This window comes from Actinomycetota bacterium, from assembly GCA_035540895.1.
Lineage (GTDB): Bacteria > Actinomycetota > JAICYB01 > JAICYB01 > JAICYB01 > DATLFR01.
On record DATLFR010000023.1, the window covers coordinates 1 to 17,280 of the forward strand.

General features: G+C 70.2%; 15 protein-coding genes. 9 read left to right on the plus strand and 6 right to left on the minus strand.

Annotated elements, in window-relative coordinates:
* Nucleotides 1–184: 184 nt before the first annotated feature.
* Genes mdh through VM840_01095 form a run of 3 tightly spaced genes read left to right on the plus strand, consistent with a single transcriptional unit; the run spans nucleotide 185 to nucleotide 1,660 of the window.
* Nucleotides 185–1,114 (plus strand): malate dehydrogenase, encoded by a 930-nt coding sequence (mdh, locus tag VM840_01085; protein ID HVL80170.1) that lies wholly within the window; start codon nucleotides 185–187, stop codon nucleotides 1,112–1,114.
* Between the two features lie 4 nt (nucleotides 1,115–1,118).
* The gene (locus VM840_01090; GenBank protein HVL80171.1) at nucleotides 1,119–1,517 is read left to right on the plus strand and encodes a hypothetical protein; all 399 of its coding nucleotides are present in this window, start codon (nucleotides 1,119–1,121) and stop codon (nucleotides 1,515–1,517) included.
* A complete protein-coding gene (locus VM840_01095; protein HVL80172.1) occupies nucleotides 1,514–1,660 on the plus strand; it encodes a hypothetical protein in 147 nt (48 codons plus the stop codon). The genes VM840_01090 and VM840_01095 overlap by 4 nt, the downstream gene beginning before the upstream one ends.
* 73 nt (nucleotides 1,661–1,733) lie before the next feature.
* On the opposite strand, the gene VM840_01100 is transcribed toward VM840_01095, so the two are convergent.
* Nucleotides 1,734–2,597: a bifunctional 5,10-methylenetetrahydrofolate dehydrogenase/5,10-methenyltetrahydrofolate cyclohydrolase gene (locus VM840_01100; protein ID HVL80173.1), complete on the minus strand. Its 864-nt coding sequence runs from the start codon at nucleotides 2,595–2,597 to the stop codon at nucleotides 1,734–1,736.
* Between the two features lie 218 nt (nucleotides 2,598–2,815).
* On the opposite strand from VM840_01100, the gene metH reads away from it, so the two are divergent.
* Entirely contained in the window at nucleotides 2,816–6,277 is a 3,462-nt protein-coding gene (metH, locus tag VM840_01105) for a methionine synthase (protein HVL80174.1), read from the plus strand.
* On the opposite strand, the gene VM840_01110 is transcribed toward metH, so the two are convergent.
* On the minus strand, nucleotides 6,270–9,392 hold the full coding sequence (locus VM840_01110) for a tetratricopeptide repeat protein (GenBank protein ID HVL80175.1): 3,123 nt from the start codon (nucleotides 9,390–9,392) through the stop codon (nucleotides 6,270–6,272). The two genes, metH and VM840_01110, sit on opposite strands and share 8 nt — an antisense overlap.
* Before the next feature lie 105 nt (nucleotides 9,393–9,497).
* On the opposite strand from VM840_01110, the gene VM840_01115 reads away from it, so the two are divergent.
* From VM840_01115 to VM840_01130, 4 genes are read left to right on the plus strand one after another with little or no spacing between them, the layout of a single operon-like run.
* A complete protein-coding gene (locus VM840_01115) occupies nucleotides 9,498–10,196 on the plus strand; it encodes a succinate dehydrogenase cytochrome b subunit (GenBank protein HVL80176.1) in 699 nt (232 codons plus the stop codon).
* 8 nt (nucleotides 10,197–10,204) lie between these two features.
* Nucleotides 10,205–12,121 (plus strand): fumarate reductase/succinate dehydrogenase flavoprotein subunit, encoded by a 1,917-nt coding sequence (locus VM840_01120; GenBank protein ID HVL80177.1) that lies wholly within the window; start codon nucleotides 10,205–10,207, stop codon nucleotides 12,119–12,121.
* The gene (locus tag VM840_01125; protein HVL80178.1) at nucleotides 12,121–12,870 is read left to right on the plus strand and encodes a succinate dehydrogenase/fumarate reductase iron-sulfur subunit; all 750 of its coding nucleotides are present in this window, start codon (nucleotides 12,121–12,123) and stop codon (nucleotides 12,868–12,870) included. The genes VM840_01120 and VM840_01125 overlap by 1 nt, the downstream gene beginning before the upstream one ends.
* On the plus strand, nucleotides 12,867–13,622 hold the full coding sequence (locus tag VM840_01130; GenBank protein HVL80179.1) for an SDR family NAD(P)-dependent oxidoreductase: 756 nt from the start codon (nucleotides 12,867–12,869) through the stop codon (nucleotides 13,620–13,622). Before VM840_01125 ends, VM840_01130 begins: the two co-directional genes overlap by 4 nt.
* Here the strand turns inward: VM840_01130 and VM840_01135 are convergent, their stop codons facing one another.
* The 4 genes from VM840_01135 to VM840_01150 form a co-directional block, all read right to left on the minus strand.
* On the minus strand, nucleotides 13,623–14,435 hold the full coding sequence (locus tag VM840_01135) for a DUF1206 domain-containing protein (protein HVL80180.1): 813 nt from the start codon (nucleotides 14,433–14,435) through the stop codon (nucleotides 13,623–13,625).
* On the minus strand, nucleotides 14,436–15,359 hold the full coding sequence (locus VM840_01140) for a DUF362 domain-containing protein (GenBank protein HVL80181.1): 924 nt from the start codon (nucleotides 15,357–15,359) through the stop codon (nucleotides 14,436–14,438).
* 75 nt (nucleotides 15,360–15,434) lie between these two features.
* On the minus strand, nucleotides 15,435–15,797 hold the full coding sequence (locus VM840_01145; protein HVL80182.1) for a TraR/DksA C4-type zinc finger protein: 363 nt from the start codon (nucleotides 15,795–15,797) through the stop codon (nucleotides 15,435–15,437).
* A gap of 65 nt (nucleotides 15,798–15,862) precedes the next feature.
* Nucleotides 15,863–16,849, minus strand: a complete 987-nt coding sequence (locus VM840_01150; protein HVL80183.1) for a R2-like ligand-binding oxidase — start codon at nucleotides 16,847–16,849, stop codon at nucleotides 15,863–15,865.
* A 112-nt stretch (nucleotides 16,850–16,961) separates the two neighbouring features.
* Between VM840_01150 and VM840_01155 the strand changes: the two genes are divergently transcribed.
* Nucleotides 16,962–17,279 carry an STAS domain-containing protein gene (locus VM840_01155; GenBank protein ID HVL80184.1) on the plus strand — a complete coding sequence of 106 codons (318 nt, stop codon included), beginning with the start codon at nucleotides 16,962–16,964 and terminating at the stop codon, nucleotides 17,277–17,279.
* Nucleotide 17,280: the final 1 nt, after the last annotated feature.

Below are 17,280 nucleotides of genomic sequence, written 5' to 3' on the forward strand. Positions count from 1 at the left end.
GGCGACATCACGGTCGTGCCGAGCGGGACCCGGCTGGACACCACGCAGCAGGAGAACCTCCAACGCGTCGTCGAGCAGCATCCGGAGGCGTCGCTCGGCGACCCCTCACGGGAGACCTGAGGACGCGAGGACCCGGGAGCCGGGCGTATCCTCGGTCCGATCGAGAGAACGAGAGAGGGGTCAGATGGCCAAGGTCACGGTGGTGGGAGCAGGGTTCTTCGGGAAGATGGTCGCCCAGCGGATCCTGCAGAAGGATCTCGCCGACGTCGTGCTGACCGACATCGTGGAGGGGCTCCCGCAGGGGCTCGCGCTCGACATGATGCAGTCGGCGCCGATCGAGGGGTTCTCCTCGTCGATCGTGGGGACGAACGAGTACGGACCCACGGAGGGATCCGACGTCGTCGTGGTCACGGCCGGCCTCCCGCGCAAGCCGGGGATGTCGCGAGCCGACCTGATCGGCAAGAACTCGCAGATCATCGAGAGCGTCGTCGGACAGGTGGCTCCCAACTCGCCGGACGCCGTCCTCATCGTCGTGACCAACCCGCTGGACGAGATGACGCATGTGGCTGCGGCCGTCTCCGGGCTCCCGAAGGAGCGGGTGATCGGGCAGGCCGGCATGCTCGACTCGGCGCGGTTCCGGTACTTCGTCGCCGAGGCAGTCGGCTGCCTGCCGCACGAGGTCGAGGGGGCGACGCTCGGCTCCCACGGGGAGATCATGGTCGCGCTCCCGCGGCTCGCCCGGGCCAAGGGACGTCCGATCACCGAGCTCCTGAGCGCCGACGAGATCTCCGCGATCTGCGAACGGACCCGTGATGGAGGCGCCGAGATCGTCGGGCTCCTCAAGACCGGGAGCGCCTACTTCGCGCCCTCCTCGGGCACGGTGGCGATGGTGCAGGCGGTCCTGCAGGACACGAAGGAGACGATGCCCGTCTGCGCGTGGGTGACCGGTCAGTACGGGCTCTCGGACATCTTCCTCGGGGTCCCGGCGAAGCTGGGCGCGGGCGGCGTCGTCGATATCGAGGAGTGGGACCTCCTCCCCGACGAGCTCGAGCAGCTGCACGCCGCCGCGGCGATCGTCCGGGAGCGCGTCGAGACGCTCGGAGTCGACCTCTGACGGTTTGCGCGCCCTCGCCGCGCTGATCACCGCGTGGGCGGTCCTACGGTGGGTCGCGCTGGGGGTGGGGGTCCTCCGGGCACGGCGCTTCCCTGCGCCCGTGCGCCGGGAGGCCCGGCGGTCGGCCGTCTCCCACTCCGCCCTCGACGTGTTCGTCTCCGTCTCGGCGCTGTACGCGTGGGCGTACGCCCTGCAGCTGCAGCCCGTCGAGCGTTTCGTCGGGATGATGGCGGCGGTGATGATGCTGGCTCTGATGGTGGGCGTGGCCGCGTGGTTCATGCAGCCCGAGGAGCGCTCGCCCGAGGTCTGGGGGCTCTTCCGGCTGCGCCCCGGGCGGCGGGGCAGCCCCTCGGTAGGTCAGGATGTGGCCGACGACTTCACCGGACAGGAGGGAGAACGATGAACCTCGGACTCAGGTCGATCATGTTGATCGTCGCGATCGTGCTGTTCCTGCTAGGGGCGTTCACCGACTCGGACGTCCTGATCCCCGTCGGGCTGGCTGCCTTCGCCGCGGCCTTCCTGCTCGGCGACAGGGGACCGCGCTAGGCTCCAGCCCCACCCGCCCCCGCGCGGTGCGGGCTGCACCCCTGCGTGACCGGGTCACGCAGCTGAGCGTCGTCTAACCTGCGACCGACCTCTCGGCGGCCAGCACCGTGTTGTGCAGCAGCATCGCGCGGGTCATCGGGCCTACGCCGCCCGGCACCGGGGTGATCGCCCGGACGACCTTCGATACGTTCTCGAAGTCGACGTCCCCCACCAGCTTCCCGTCGTCGGCGACGTTCGTCCCCACGTCGATGACGACGGCCCCCTCCGACACGTGGTCCGGTCCGATCATCTTCGCCACGCCGGCCGCCACGATGAGGATGTCCGCCTCCCGCGTGTGGCGGACCAGGTCCCGGGTCCCGGTGTGGCAGAGGGTGACGGTGGCGTTCGCGCCGTCGCCCCTGTTGGACAGGAGCATCGAGAGCGGCTTCCCGACCAGGACGCTGCGGCCCACGACCACCACATGCTGTCCGGCCACCTCGATCCCCGACCGGACGAGCATCTGCTGGACCCCCAGCGGCGTGCACGGCACGAACCGGGGGCTCCCCTGAGCGAGCAGGCCCTGGTTGACGGGGTGCAGGCCGTCCACGTCCTTCGCCGGGTCGATGCGCAGCAGGAACGAGTCGGGGTCGAGGTGCTTCGGCAGCGGGAGCTGCAGGAGGATGCCGTGCACCGAGGCGTCCGCGTTGAGGCCGTCGATCAGGTCGGCCAGGTCCTCCCCCTCGGCGCGGGCCGACATCCGGTTGAGGGTCGACGTCATGCCGCACTCCTCGGCGTCGCGCCGCTTCATCCGCACGTACGTCTCGGACGCGGGGTCGTCACCGACCAGGATGGCGGCGAGCGATGGCACCACCCCGCTCCCGGCGAGACGCTCCGCGCGCTGACGGACCTCGTCGCGTACCTCGCTGGCGATCTTCTTGCCGTCGATGATGTCCGCCATCCGACCCTCCCGGTCTTCGCACCCCGGTCCGTACGATACCGCCCGTCACCGACCGACCCTGCCCCCGGTCCGGGCAGCGGCGCAGCCTGGGGAAAGTGCGGAGCCGGGCCCTGGGGAGGCCCGGCTCCTACGCTGCTGAGGGGGTGCGCTCGACCTTTGAAACGCGCGGGGGGCGCTCGGCCGTCGGGGGGCCTGCGGACCCGACGTAGACTGGGCCCATGGGCGACTTCCTCTCCACCTTGCGCGAGCGCGTCATCGTGTTCGACGGGGCGATGGGCACCCAGGTGCACGCCGCCGACCTCGCCCTGGACGACTTCTGGGGCCACGAGGGCAACCCGGACATCCTGAACCTGTCCCGCCCGGACGTGATCCGCGACATCCACGCCCGGTACCTCGAGGCCGGGGCGGACGCCGTCGAGACGAACACCTTCGGCGCCAACCTCGTCTCCCAGGGCGAGTACGGACTGCAGGACCGGGTGTACGAGATCAACGTGGCCGGCGCTCGCCTCGCCCGGGAGGCGGTGGACGCCCTCACCGACGCCCGCCCGAGGTGGGTCGTAGGCTCGATCGGTCCCGGCACCAGGTCGCCCACCCTGGGGGAGGCCACCTTCGACGACCTGGCCCGGTCCTACGCGATCCAGACGAGGGGGCTCCTCGACGGCGGCGCCGACGTCCTGCTGATAGAGACCGCCTTCGACCTGCTCCAGGTGAAGGCCGCGCTGGCCGCGATCATGGACGTCTTCGACGAGACGGGGCGGTCGGTCCCGGTCATGACCCAGGTGACCATCGAGACGACCGGCACGATGCTGCTCGGCTCCGACATCGGGGCAGCGCTCGCCGTCCTCGACGCGTACCCGGTGGTCGACGTGATCGGGATGAACTGCGCGACGGGCCCGGAGGAGATGGTCGAGCACGTCCGCTACCTCGGCCGCCACTCCCGCAAGCCGGTCTCGGTGATCCCCAACGCCGGGCTCCCGCAGGTTCGCGACGGCGCGACCTTCTTCCCGCTCACCCCCGAGGATCTCGTCCGGTACCAGACGACGTTCGTCACCGAGTTCGGCGTATCGATCGTCGGGGGTTGCTGCGGGACCACCCCCGAGCACATCCGCCTGCTCGCCGGCGCGATGCGGGACCTGCCGCCCAGGCCGCGGGAGCCCGACCACGAGGCGGCGGCGGCGTCGTTGTACGCGGCCCAGCCCTTCCGTCAGGACGCCTCCTTCTTCGTGATCGGGGAGCGCTGCAACACGACCGGCAGCAGGCGGTTCAAGGAACTGATCGCGGCCGAGGACTACGACGGCACCCTGGAGGTCGCCAAGGATCAGGTCCGGGAGGGCTCCCACGCCCTCGATGTCTGCGTCGACTTCACCGGCCGCGACGGACAGCGCGACATGCACGAGGTGATCACGCGCTTCCGGGGGAAGCAGACGCTCCCGATCGTGCTCGACTCGACCGAGCCGGAGGTGATCGAGGCCGGGTTGAAGCTCCTGGCGGGCAGGTCCGTCATCAACTCGATCAACCTGGAGGAGGGCGTCGGGCCCGATACCCGGCTGTACCGCAACCTGCGGCTGGCCCGCCGCTACGGAGCCGCGCTCATAGCCCTGGCCATCGAGGAGAGGGGCCAGGCGACGACGGCCGACTGGAAGCTGGAGGTCTGCAGACGGCTGTACGAGATCGTCCTGGACGCCGGGTTCGAGCCGCACGACCTGATCTTCGACACGCTCGTCTTCCCCATCTCGACCGGCATGGAGGACGCCCGCCGGGCCGCCGTGGAGACCCTGGACGCGGTCGCGCGCGTGAAGCAGGAGCTACCCGGGACCTTCACGAGCCTGGGGGTGTCCAACGTCTCGTTCGGACTCAACCCGGCCGGACGGCAGGTCCTGAACTCGGTCTTCCTGCACGAGGCGGTCCAGCGGGGGCTGGACATGGCGATCGTGTCGGCCGGCAAGATCCTCCCGTTGTCCAGGATCGAGCCGGAACAGCTGGAGGTCGCGCTCGACCTCGTCTACGACCGCCGGCGTGACGGCTACGACCCGCTGCAGCGCTACCTGGAGCTCTTCGAGGGCGTGACCGGCGCATCCTCGGCGGCGCGTGCGGATCTGACCGGCCTCCCGCTGGACGAGCGGCTGAAGCGACGGATCATCGACGGAGAGTCGGCGGGCCTGGAGGGCGACCTGGCCGAGGCGCTCCGGTCCAAGCCGGCGCTCGCCATCGTCAACGAGTGGCTCCTCGAGGGCATGAAGGTCGTCGGTGAGCTCTTCGGCTCCGGCGAGATGCAGCTCCCGTTCGTCCTGCAGTCGGCCGAGGTCATGAAGAAGGCCGTCGCGTACCTCGAACCGCATATGGAGAGGGTGGGGGACGGGTCGAAGGGCAAGCTCGTCCTGGCCACCGTCAAGGGGGACGTCCACGACATCGGCAAGAACCTCGTGGACATCATCCTGTCCAACAACGGCTACACCGTCTTCAACATCGGGATCAAGAAGCCGATCTCGGAGATCATCGAGGTCGCGCAGCGCGAGCAGGCCGATGCGATCGGGATGTCGGGGCTGCTGGTGAAGTCGACGCTGGTCATGCGCGACAACCTAGAGGAGCTGAACCGGCAGGGGCTCTCGCACTACCCCGTACTGCTCGGGGGCGCCGCGCTCACCCGTGGCTACGTCGATAACGACCTGGCCGCCGTATACGAGGGCGGCGTCTACTACGGCAAGGACGCCTTCGAGGGGCTGCGGACGATGGACGCGATCATGACCGCGAAGCGCGAGGGAACCCTCCCTGAGGTCCGGACCCGCCGGGCGCGCCCGAAGCGAGCCCAGGTGCAGGTCGAGCCGGACGGGTCGACCTCGGACGTGCCCCCCGCGCCGGACGTCCCGATCCCCCCGTTCATCGGGGAGTCGCGTCTCGTGAAGGGGATCCCTCTCGCCGAGATATCCCCCTTCCTCAACGAGGTGACGCTCTTCCGCGCCCAGTGGCAGTACAAGCGACGGAAGGGTCAGTCGGCCGACGAGTACCAGCGCTTCCTGGAGACCGAGGTGCGCGCGATCCTGCGCGAGTGGCTCGCCCGGGCCGCGACCGAGCAGATCCTCGTCCCCCAGGTCGTCTACGGCTACTGGCCCGCGATGTCCGAAGGCGACGACCTCATCGTCTACGACGCGGACGGGCGGACCGAGCTGACCAGGTTCACGTTCCCCCGTCAGCCCCGGGGGCGTCGCCTGTGCATCGCGGACTTCTTCCGTCCGGTCGGCTCCCCGGAGCCGGACGTGGTCGCCTTCCACCTGGTGACGATGGGGTCCCGGGTCGGGGAGGTCGCCGCCGAGCTTTTCGCGCAGGACCGCTACACCGACTACCTGCACCTGCACGGCCTGGGGGTGGAGATGGCCGAGGCGCTCGCCGAGATGTGGCACAAGCGGATCCGGACGGAGCTCGGCATCGCCGGGGAAGACGCGGACTCGATGGAGGACATCTTCCGCCAGGGTTACCGCGGCTCCCGCTACTCGTTCGGCTACCCGGCCTGCCCGAACCTGGCCGACCAGGAGAAGCTCTTCCCGCTCCTGCGTCCCGAGCGCATCGGCGTCACCCTCTCGGAGGAGTGGCAGCTGCACCCCGAGCAGTCGACGAGCGCGATCGTGGTCCACCACCCGGCGGCCAAGTACTTCTCGGTCGAGCGCACGACCGCGCTCACGTAGCGGCGGCCGCTTCGCACCGGGCGACGACCTCCCCCACGGTCATCCCCGCACCGGTCGAGAGCCATCCCTCGACCGTGGCTCCGTCCACCTCGTCGCGGAGGCGCGCGACGGCCTCGTCGATCCAGTCGAGGTCGGTCCCTGCCCCGTCCGCCAGGCTGCGTGCGGCGCCGGCCGCGAGCGCCGCGCAGCCCGGGTCGACCTCCGAGGCGATCTCGACGAAGCTCTCGAAGAGCCCGAACAGTCGCCCGCGGTCCCCGGAGGCCTCCGCCTCCCGGAGACCGTCGAGGGCGAGACGGAGTGCGGCCGCCGTGTCCGAGCGCCGGCGCGCGACGAGAGCGAGACCATGCAGCGAGCCGGCGACGCCCGACCGGTCGCCGAGCTCCCTGCGGATGTCCAGGCTCTCTTCGAGGTGGCGGGCGGCCGCCTCGAGCTCCCCCTGCTCCCGGAGGGCACTGCCGAGGTTGGCGAGCGACTCGGCCGTGCCCCGTCGGTCCCCGAGCTCCCGGCGGAGCGCGATGCTCTCCGTGTAGGCGGCCCGCGCCGAGGCATGGTCGCCCTGCAGGTAAGCCGCGTTGCCCACGCTGTTCAGGACGATGGCCACGCCGTCCTTGTGTCCGAGCTCGCGATGGATGGACAGGCTCTCCTCGAACATCGTCTTCGCTTCCGACAGCGCCCCCTCCCGCTGCAGGACGATCCCGAGGTTCCCTCCGAAGTGAGCGATCAGCGGACGGTGCCCGAGCGCGCGGGCGACGCTGAGGCTCTCCTCGGCCAGCGCATGCGCCTGCGGGAGGTCGCCGGCGATCCGGGCGATGATCCCCAGGTTGTTGAGCGTCTCCGCCACCCCCTGGACATCGTCCACCCGACGTCGGATCTCCAGTGCCTCGGCGAAGTGGGCCTCGGCTTCCTCCCGGCGTCCGCGGACGAACTCGACCGTGCCGAGGTTGTGCAGGCACCGCGCGACCAACGTCGGGTCGTCGATCTCGCGCGCTATCTCCAACGCGTCGTGCTGTCGCCGGACGGCCTCGTCGTAGGACCCCTCCAGCCAGTCCACGCTCCCCAGGTTGGCCAGCCGCTGGGCGGCGAGTGCCCGGTCGCCGAGCTCGCCGGCCAACGTGAGGCTCTCCGCGTACAGCCGTCGGGCAGCCGGGTAGTCGCACTGCGCCTCCGTCAGCCTCCCGGCCTCACCGAGAGCCCGGGCCCGGGTGATGGTCGGCTCGCTCGCCTGCTCGAGGACCGCCCACAGCCAGAGCCTCCCCTCGCCCAGGTGGCCGCGCGCCGACCAGTACCGGCCCAGCGCGGTGGCGAGCCGGAGGGCGGTCTCGAGGTCGCCTGACTCCAGGCACGAGCTGAGGGCCGCACGCAGGTTGTCGTGCTCGCGGTCCAGCACGTCGAGCATGGCGGCCTGCTCGCGGGTGCCGATGCGGTCCGAGGTCTCCTCGGCCAGATCCAGGTACCAGGCGCGGAAGCGGGCCGCGGCCGCCTCCTCCTCGCCTGCCTCCCGTAGACGGTCCAGCGCGTACATCCGGACCGTCTCGAGCATGCGGTAGGTCGTGGCCGCTCCGTCCGGCCGGCTCAGCACGAGCGACTTGTCGACGAGGGCGGTGAGCGCGTCGAGGACCTCCACCTCGGCCAGGTCGCGGCCCTCGCAGATCCCCTCGGCCGCCTCCAGCGTCCAGCTCCCCGCGAAGACGCCCAGCCTGCGGAAGAGGATCCGCTCCCGGCCGGACAGCAGCTCGTAGCTCCAGTCGACCGTCGCCCGCAGCGTCTGGTGGCGCGCCTCGGCGGTCCTGTCGCCGCCGGTGAGCAGCCGGAACCGGTCGTCCAGCCTCTCGGCGAGCTGTTTGGGCGTAAGCACCCGGACGCGCGCCGCGGCCAGCTCGATCGCGAGCGGGATCCCATCGAGCCGCCGGCACACCTGGGCGACGTGGTCGGCCTCCGACGGCGTCATGACGAAGCCGGGCTGCACGGTGCACGCCCGCTCGACGAAGAGCCTGACCGCGTCGAAGCCGAGGAGCGCATAGGGATCGAGGCCGTCCGCCTCCGGGACGTCCATCGGGGTGACCAGCCACGTCGTCTCCCCCGGCACCCCGAGCGGCTCCCGGCTCGTGGCCAGCACCCGGACCCCCGGACACGCCCGCATGAGGTCGGTGAGGAAGCGGGCGCACGCATCGAGCACGTGCTCGCAGTTGTCCAGCACGAGCAGGAGGTCGCTGCCGCGCAGCCGGTCTGTCAACGTCTCGGTCAGCTCGCGGGAGGGCTCCTCCCGCACCCCGAGGACCGACGCCACGCGCTGCGGGATCAGGCCGTCCTCGGTGAGCGAGGCCAGGTCGACGAGCCAGACGCCGTCAACGAACCGCTCGAGCAGCCCGCGCGCCGCCTCCAGGGCCAGTCGCGTCTTCCCGGCTCCCCCCGGCCCCCGGATCGTCACCAGCCGGGTGGCTCCCAGCAGCCTCCGGACCTCCTCCAACGCCTCCTCGCGCCCGACGAAGCTGGACAGCGCCGTGGGCAGGTTGTTGGGCAGGACCTCGAGCACCCTCAGGGGCGGGAACGACGGGTCCAGATCGGGATGGACGAGCTGATGCAGCCTCTCGGGAGCCTCGACGTCCTTCAGCCTGTACTCGCCGAGCGGCATGAGGATCGCCCCGGTGGGGAGCCCGGCCGAGGCCAGCTCACCCGACGTCTCGGACACGAGCACCTGCCCGCCGTGTCCGGCCGCGCAGATGCGGGCCGCCTGGTGGACGGCGAGCCCCACGTAGTCGTCGGCCACGACGACCGCCTCCCCGGTGTGGATCCCCATCCGCACCCGGACCTCCCCTCCCGGAGGCCAGGCCCGGGCGGCGATCGCCCGCTGTCCGTCGAGCGCGGCCGCGACCGCGTCCCCCGCCCGCGTGAAGACGGTGAGGGAGCTGTCGCCCTCGGCGTGAACCTCGACCCCCCCGTGGGAGTCGAAGGCATCGCGGAGCAGGGCGCGGTGCTCGGACAGCACGCGCCCGAACTCCTCGCCCAGCCGCCGCAGCAGCTGCGTCGACCCCTCGATATCGGTGAACAGGAACGTGACCGTGCCCGATGGGAGGGGGCGCCGCGGGCGGACCGCACCACCCTGGAGATCGCTCATCGCGGCTGAGAACGTACGCCCGCGGCGGTGGGCGCCACAAGACCCCGCTTCGGCCGTGCGTCGCTATGACAAGATGTTCCCGCACCGACCCAACGGAGGGACGCGTTGATCGAGACGACGAAGAGGCCGGTCAGGAAGGGCTTCTACGCCTCGCAGCTCGGCAAGAAGTACGCGATGGCCATCACGGGGATCATCCTGTTCGGCTACGTGCTCCTCCATATGCTCGGCAACCTGAAGCTCTTCCTGGGAGCCGAGAGCCTGAACCACTACGCGGAGTGGCTCCGCGAACTCCTGACCCCGCTGCTGCCACGCACGGGTGCCCTCTGGCTCATGCGCGGCGGGCTCGCCCTGGCGTTCGTGGTGCACGTGGTCGCTTCGGCGCAGCTGACCATGGCCAACCGCAGGGCCCGGCCGGTGCGGTACTCCCGGTCCGACTACGTGGCGGCGAACTACGCGTCGCGGACCATGCGCTGGACCGGGATCATCATCGCGCTCTTCGTGATCTACCACCTGGCTCACCTGACCTGGGGGAACGCGCACCCCGACTTCGTGCGCGGCGACGTCCACCACAACATGGTCGTCGGGTTCCAGATGCCGCCCGTGGTGGCGGTGTACATCCTGGCCAACCTGGCGCTGGGGCTGCACCTGTACCACGGGCTGTGGAGCCTCTTCCAGACGATGGGGTGGAACAACCCGCGGTTCAACCACCTGCGGACCCGGTTCGCCCAGTTGTTCGCGGCCGTGATCACGCTCGGCAACATCGCGATGCCGCTCGCAGTCATCGCCGGCTTCGTCCGAACCTAGGAGTAGGGATGAACCTCGACGCGCGGATCCCGGCGGGTCCGATCCAGCACAAGTGGGACGAGCACCGCTTCTCGATGAAGCTCGTCAACCCGGCCAACAAGCGCCGCTTCGACATCATCGTGGTCGGTTCTGGACTCGCGGGTGGGTCGGCGGCCGCCACCCTCGGCGAGCTCGGCTACAACGTGAAGTGCTTCTTCTTCCAGGACTCACCTCGTCGTGCCCATTCGATCGCCGCCCAGGGCGGGATCAACGCGGCGAAGAACTACCGCAACGACGGCGACTCGATCCAGCGCCTCTTCTACGACACCGTGAAGGGCGGGGACTACCGGGCCCGGGAGGCGAACGTGTACCGGCTCGCCCAGATCTCGGTGGAGATCATCGACCAGTGCGTCGCCCAAGGGGTGCCCTTCGCCCGGGAGTACGGGGGGCTGCTCGACACCCGCTCGTTCGGCGGAGCCCAGGTCTCACGGACGTTCTACGCGCGGGGTCAGACCGGACAGCAGCTCCTCCTCGGTGCGTACCAGGCGCTCGAGCGCCAGGTGGACACGGGCAAGGTGCTCCTGTACCCGCGCCACGAGATGGTCGACGTGGTCGTGGTCGACGGACGCGCGGCCGGCATCGTGGTGCGCAACCTGGTGACCGGGGAGATCGAGTCGCACGCCGCGCACGCGGTCGTGCTCGCCACGGGCGGTTACAGCAACGTCTTCTTCCTGTCCACCAACGCCAAGGGCAGCAACGTGACCGCGATCTGGCGCGCCCACCGGCGCGGGGCGCTCTTCGCCAACCCCTGCTACACGCAGATCCACCCCACGTGCATCCCGCCGTCCGGCGAGCACCAGTCGAAGCTGACGCTCATGTCGGAGTCGCTGCGCAACGACGGCCGGGTCTGGGTCCCCCGCGACCCGGGCGACGACCGGTCTCCCGACCGGATCCCCGAGAGCGACCGGGACTACTTCCTGGAGCGCAAGTACCCGGCCTTCGGCAACCTCGTCCCGAGGGACGTCGCCTCGCGCAACCTCAAGGAGGTCGTCGACTCCGACCGCGGGGTCGGGCCGCGCCGCAACGGCGTCTACCTCGACTTCTCGGACGCCATGCGCCGGCTCGGTCGAAAGGCGATCGAGGACCGTTACGGCAACCTCTTCGAGATGTACGACCGGATCACCGGAGAGGACCCGTACACCGTCCCGATGCGCATCTACCCCGCTCCCCACTACACGATGGGCGGGCTCTGGGTCGACTACGACCTGCAGTCCACCATCCCGGGCCTGTTCGTCATCGGCGAGGCCAACTTCTCCGACCACGGGGCCAACCGCCTGGGCGCGAGCGCCCTCATGCAGGGGCTCGCGGACGGGTACTTCGTGCTCCCCGCGACGATCAGCCACTACCTGGCGGACAAGCTCGGGACGGACCGCCCCAGCGCCGAGCACCCGGCCTTCCGCGAGGTGGAGGGCGAAGCTCGCGACCGGCTCCGGCGGCTGCTGTCCGTCAACGGCGACCGCTCGGTCGACTCGCTGCACCGCGAGCTCGGCAGGATCTGCTGGGACTACTGCGGGATGTCGCGCAACCGCGTCGGGCTCGAGAAGGCGATAGGGGAGATACAAGCGCTGCGCGCGGACTACTGGCGGCGCGTGCGCGTCCTCGGCTCCAACGAGGAGCTCAACCAGTCCCTCGAGAAGGCCAACCGGGTCGCCGACTTCATGGAGATGGCCGAGCTGATGTGCCGCGACGCGCTGCGGCGCGAGGAGTCGTGCGGCGGCCACTTCCGCGAGGAGCACCAGACGCCGGACGGCGAGGCGCAGCGCGACGACGACAACTTCATGCACGTCTCCGCGTGGGAGTGGCGCGGCCCGGGAGCCGAGCCGGTCGAGCACCGCGAGGAGCTGACCTTCGAGCACGTCAAGCCGAGCCAGAGGAGCTACAAGTGATCAACCTCACCCTCCAGGTGTGGCGCCAGCCGTCCCCGGACGCCGAGGGACGGTTCGTCACCTACGAGGCGCGCGACATCGACCCGGACATGTCCTTCCTCGAGCTGCTCGACGTCCTCAACGAGGACCTCCTCGCGAGGGGAGAGGATCCGATCGCCTTCGACCACGACTGTCGCGAGGGGATCTGCGGGATGTGCGGCGTGATGATCAACGGACGCGCCCACGGACCGCTCCCGGCCACCACGACCTGTCAGCTGCACATGCGCCACTTCAACGACGGGGACACGATCCGTGTCGAACCGTGGCGGGCGGCTCCCTTCCCGGTGATAAAGGATCTGGTGGTGGACCGCAGCTCCCTGGACCGCATCATCGCGGCAGGCGGCTACATCTCGGTGAACACGGGATCGGCCCCCGACGCCAACGAGGTGCCCGTCGCCCGGTCCGACGCCGAGGCGGCCATGGACGCCGCAGCCTGCATCGGGTGCGGGGCGTGCGTGGCCGCATGTCCGAACGGGGCGGCGCAGCTGTTCACCGCGTCCAAGGTGGCTCACCTAGCCCGGCTCCCCCAGGGGCAGCCCGAGAGGTACCGCAGGGCGATCGACATGGTGGCGCAGATGGACGCTGAGGGGTTCGGCACCTGCACGAATCACGGCGAGTGCTCGGTAGCGTGTCCGAAGGCTATCCCCCTCGACGTCATCGCGCTCATGAACCGAGACTTCTTCAAGGCGCAGTTCAAGGCGAGCGTGTGAGCGAGCGTCCGCTCGCCGGCCGGACGGCGATAGTCACCGGGTCCTCGCGGGGGATGGGGGTCCGGACCGCCTACCAGCTCGCGATGCTCGGCGCATCGACCGCGGTCTCCTACGTGCGGTCGAAGGACCTGGCGGAGGAGCTCGCGTCCCGGATCGCCGAGGGAGGCGGGACCGCGCAGGCGTTCCAGGCCGACCTGACCGAGCCGGACGGGGCGGCCTCCCTCGTCGCGCAGACCGTGGAGGCCTTCGGTCGGTTGGACATCCTCGTGTGCAACGTGGGCGGGTTCCTGCGCAAGCCCTTCGAGGAGACGACGTTCGACGACTGGCGGTGGCAGTTCGCGCAGAACACGGACACGATGTTCCTCTGCATCCAGGCCGCCCTCCCGCACCTGAAGGAGAGCGGGGCGGGCCGGATCGTGAACCTCGCCGCGGCGGGAGCCGAGTTCCCCGTCCAGAAGAAGAACTTCACCGCCTACGCGTCCGCGAAGGCGGCCGTCGTCGCGATGACCCGTGCGCTCGCGCACGAGCTCGCCGAGCACGCCATCACCGTCAACTGCATCTCGCCGGGGATCGTCTCGGACAACGCACCCACGCGCGAGGAGGCGGTGGCGATCGGACACGTGAAGCACACGCCGGTCGGACGCGTGGGTTCGGCTCAGGACATCGCCGACGCCGTCGCCTTCCTGGTGCGGCCGGAGGCTGACTACATCACCGGTGCCGTCCTCGAGGTCGGCGGCGGCTGGCGGCTGTAGTCAGAGCTTGCGGTAGCGGGCTTCCATCAGCCGGAAGACGGCGTAGGACACCAGCCCGGCCGCCACCACCAGGAGCAGGAGCGTCCCCAGAGGCGTCCGGGCGAGCTCGGCCAGCGCGTCATCGAGCCCCTTGGCCTCGGTCGGGTCGTGCTGGACCGCCGCCCGCACGAGGAAGACCCCGATCAGGCCGAACACGAGCAGGCGGGAGACGAGTGAGAACCGGCTGAGCGCGGACAGCAGACGCTCTCGCCGGCGCGGGATCTCCCAGGTCCGCATCTGGTCCTTGAACCTCCCGGACAACCCCCAGTAGGCGTTCGCGAGCCCGGACACGATCAGCGCCACTCCGACCCCCCCGACGATCCAACGCCCGGCCGGCAGGGACAGGAGGCTCGCCGTCTGCTCCTGCTCCTGTCCTCCTCCACTGCCGCGCAGCGCCATCCCCAGCGCTCCCACGGCGAGAGCGGCGTAGAAGACGCCGCGAGCCCCGTACGCCAGCCGCGTCCACGGACCGCGGTCCTCCTGGTCCTCGACGGCTTCGCCCGTCGCCGCGCACACGAGCCCCCAGCCCGCGTACGCGAGTAGGCCCAGGGCGATCACCACGAGCAGCGCCTTGCCCCACGGCTCGCCTGCCACCTGGGCCACCGCACCCTGCTGAGATGCGGCCTCGTCCCTCCCCCTCAGGGCGATCAGGGTCGAGAGCAGGCTCACGAGCGCGAACGACACGCCTACGGAGCCCATCCCCACCCGTCCGGCGACCGCTATGGGGCGTCGGTTCGACCGCGCAACGTCCCGGGCCTTCGACTGGGCTCCCACCTAATCGGTCCCCAGGGTGAGGCGCCGTCCGTAGGCGGCCTCGCTGAAGGCCTCGGCCGCCTCGCGCAGCGACATGCCCGGGAACTCCATCTGCTCCGTGTCCGTCTGGCCGAGACCCATGCGACCCGCCTCCCACAGGTGCCGGACCCCCTGGGCGCTGAACCCCAGCAGCCGCGCCCCCACCACGTCCGCGGCGACGGGGTCGCGGCTGGCTATCGCCAGCCCCGTCTCGACCGGGTGCCCGTTGAGAGGACCGGTCCCGATCATGGCCGGGTGCCCGACCGTGATCGCCAGCGAGATCTCGAAGCGGGCGGCCATGGCGGCGATGAACGAGTGCATGTCGTCGAAGAAGCAGTGCTGGTGGTCCTCGTCCGCGCGCGGGTGTCCGTAGTGGTCGGCCGCCGGATAGGACATCGCGATGTTCTTGAGCGCCATCGTCACCGTCGCCGTGCGGTGCAGCTTCAGTTGGTTCACGGCCACGAGCGTCTCGTACGTGAGGACGCGTGGGTTCACCATCACCTTCTGCTGCGGACCCGTCACCTCTGGATCGTTGCTCGGGTAGTCGAGCGTCACCTCTTCGAACGGGGGACGGTTGTGGTCGAAGAACTCCACCTCCTCCTCCGTCAGGACGCGGTCCAGTCCAGCGTGGCGGAAGACCTCGTCGGTCTCGGCGGCGCCCGCCCCCCCGGTGACGACGAGCTCCCGCGGGTCCCGGGCCTTCACGTACCGAAGCACCGCGCGCAGCGTGTCGGGCTGGGTCACGCCCGAGGTGTCGTCGGCCTCCGCGTACGTCTCGTTCGGCTTGACGGCGACGAGCTTCCCGGTGAACAGGTCGTCGAGGTCGAGCAACGCCAGCGCTTCCTCGATCGCCACCGAGATGTCGTCGTTACGGGCGACGGCGACGACGGAGCTCTCGCTGGACATGGGGCTCTCATGCCCGCCCAGGGGGCGATCCGAACCTGGTCCGTGTCCGCGCGGCGCGTCCGATCGCGCGCGGCCTCACCCGACGCGCGAGATCTCGTCCTGGTGCTCGACGCAGAAGCGCGCCTCGGGCTTCGCCTCGAGCCGGGCCGGTGGGATCTCCGTGTTGCACATCTCGCACCTGCCGTAGCTGCCCTTCTCGAGGCGCTCCAGGGCGGCCTCCACCTCCCGGACCCTCTCCTCGGCGCTGACCATGATCGAGAAGGTCTGCTCGCGCTCGAACGTCTCAGAGCCCACGTCGGCCGCGTCGTCGGGATCGAACTCGCCGGTGGTGTCGTCGCGCATCTCGTCGAACTGGCCGGTCGCCCGGGCTGCCTCGACGGTCTCCTCGATCTCAGCCTTGCGCTCGAGCAGACGCTGCCTGATGGTGTCGCGGTCCACGATGGCCTCCTTGCGCCGGGAGAGGGGCGTCCGTCGTCATGCCCGGCCCGCGAGAGGGACAAACCTCAGGCGTGCTCGAGCTCGACCTCGGCCTCTTCGGCTCCCGTCCCGCGCTCAGCCTCCTCGACGGACAGCGACCGGGCCCGCTCCAGGACCGCGACCCGCCGCTCCACCTGGATCATCGTCTGCTGCTGGAACGGACCCACCGCCGCGCTCGCGCTCCCGGCGATCTCCGTGTTGCCGACGGCCCGCGCCGCCGTCAGGACCGGGAACTGGGTGTCGAAGTAGAAGTCGCGCAGCTCGTACATCCGCGTCCGGGCGAACTCGAACAGCTCCGGATGGGCCGCGATGATCCGCCGGCACAGGTAGGTGCCGTAGGCGATGTGCCGCCGTTCGTCGCGCTGCACGTAGGTCAGGCCTTCGCGGAGACCGGACAGGACGCCGAACTGTTCGAACATCTGGCTCCAGAGCCGGTAACCCGATATCGCGAGGCACCCCTCCACGAACTGGTTGTACGTGACGCCTGCGTCGAGGAACGCCTCAGGCGACCGATCGACGAGGAGTCGACGCATCACGCGGGGGAGCTCCGACTCGAACATGGCCGTCCGCGGCTCGTCGGGGGCCGGGATGGGGAGACCGGCGGCCTCGGCCCGGGCCCGGAACGCTGAGTCCATCTCCTCGATGTCGAACCCGATAGCGTTGAACCACCGTCGGAAGAGGTCCGTGTGGTTGGCCTCCTCGTAGGCGAACGTGGTGAGGTACATCGCTTCCTCCACGCGACCCTCGTCGGCCACCGCGATCGCGAGCGGCATGATGTCCAGGGTCACCGACTCCTCGCCGATCATGAACCCCCTGGCCAGTCCGGCGATCATGAACCGGTGCTCGGCCGGGAGCGACGCCCAGTCGGCCGCGTCGGAGCTGAAATCGATGTCGGACGGGTCCCACGCCAGCCGCCGGGCGCGTTCCCACAGCCGGTAGGGGAGGATGTCGGTCCGGAACCCCTTCGGCGAGGCCCAGTCGGTGTACGCCCGATGGGGCGGGCTGATGGTCATGGCGTCCTCCTGTCCGTGGGCGTCGCCCCAGGTCGGCGGGGGTGTGAGCCGGTCCCCGGCTGTTCTAGCATGACTTGACGCAGTCCAGGGACGTCAGTACCGTCCTGAACGCATGAGTACGCTGGGGCCACTCAGATGGGAGCTCGCGGAATCCAACGGGCTCCCCTCCTTGAGGTTCTTCGGCGAGATCGACATGTCGACCGCCGAGGAGCTCGGTTTCGCGCTGGCCGAGGTCGAGGCCGACACGCGGGACCTCCTCCTCGACCTCCGCGGCGTCACGTTCATGGACTCCACCGGGATCAGCGCGATCGTCGGTGTCCACCAGCAGTTCAACCGGGAGGGGCGGCGCCTGCTGGTCGCGCCCTCGGAACCCGTGCAGCGGGTGTTCGAGGTGACCGGCCTGCTCGAGAAGCTGAACATCCTGCGCTGAT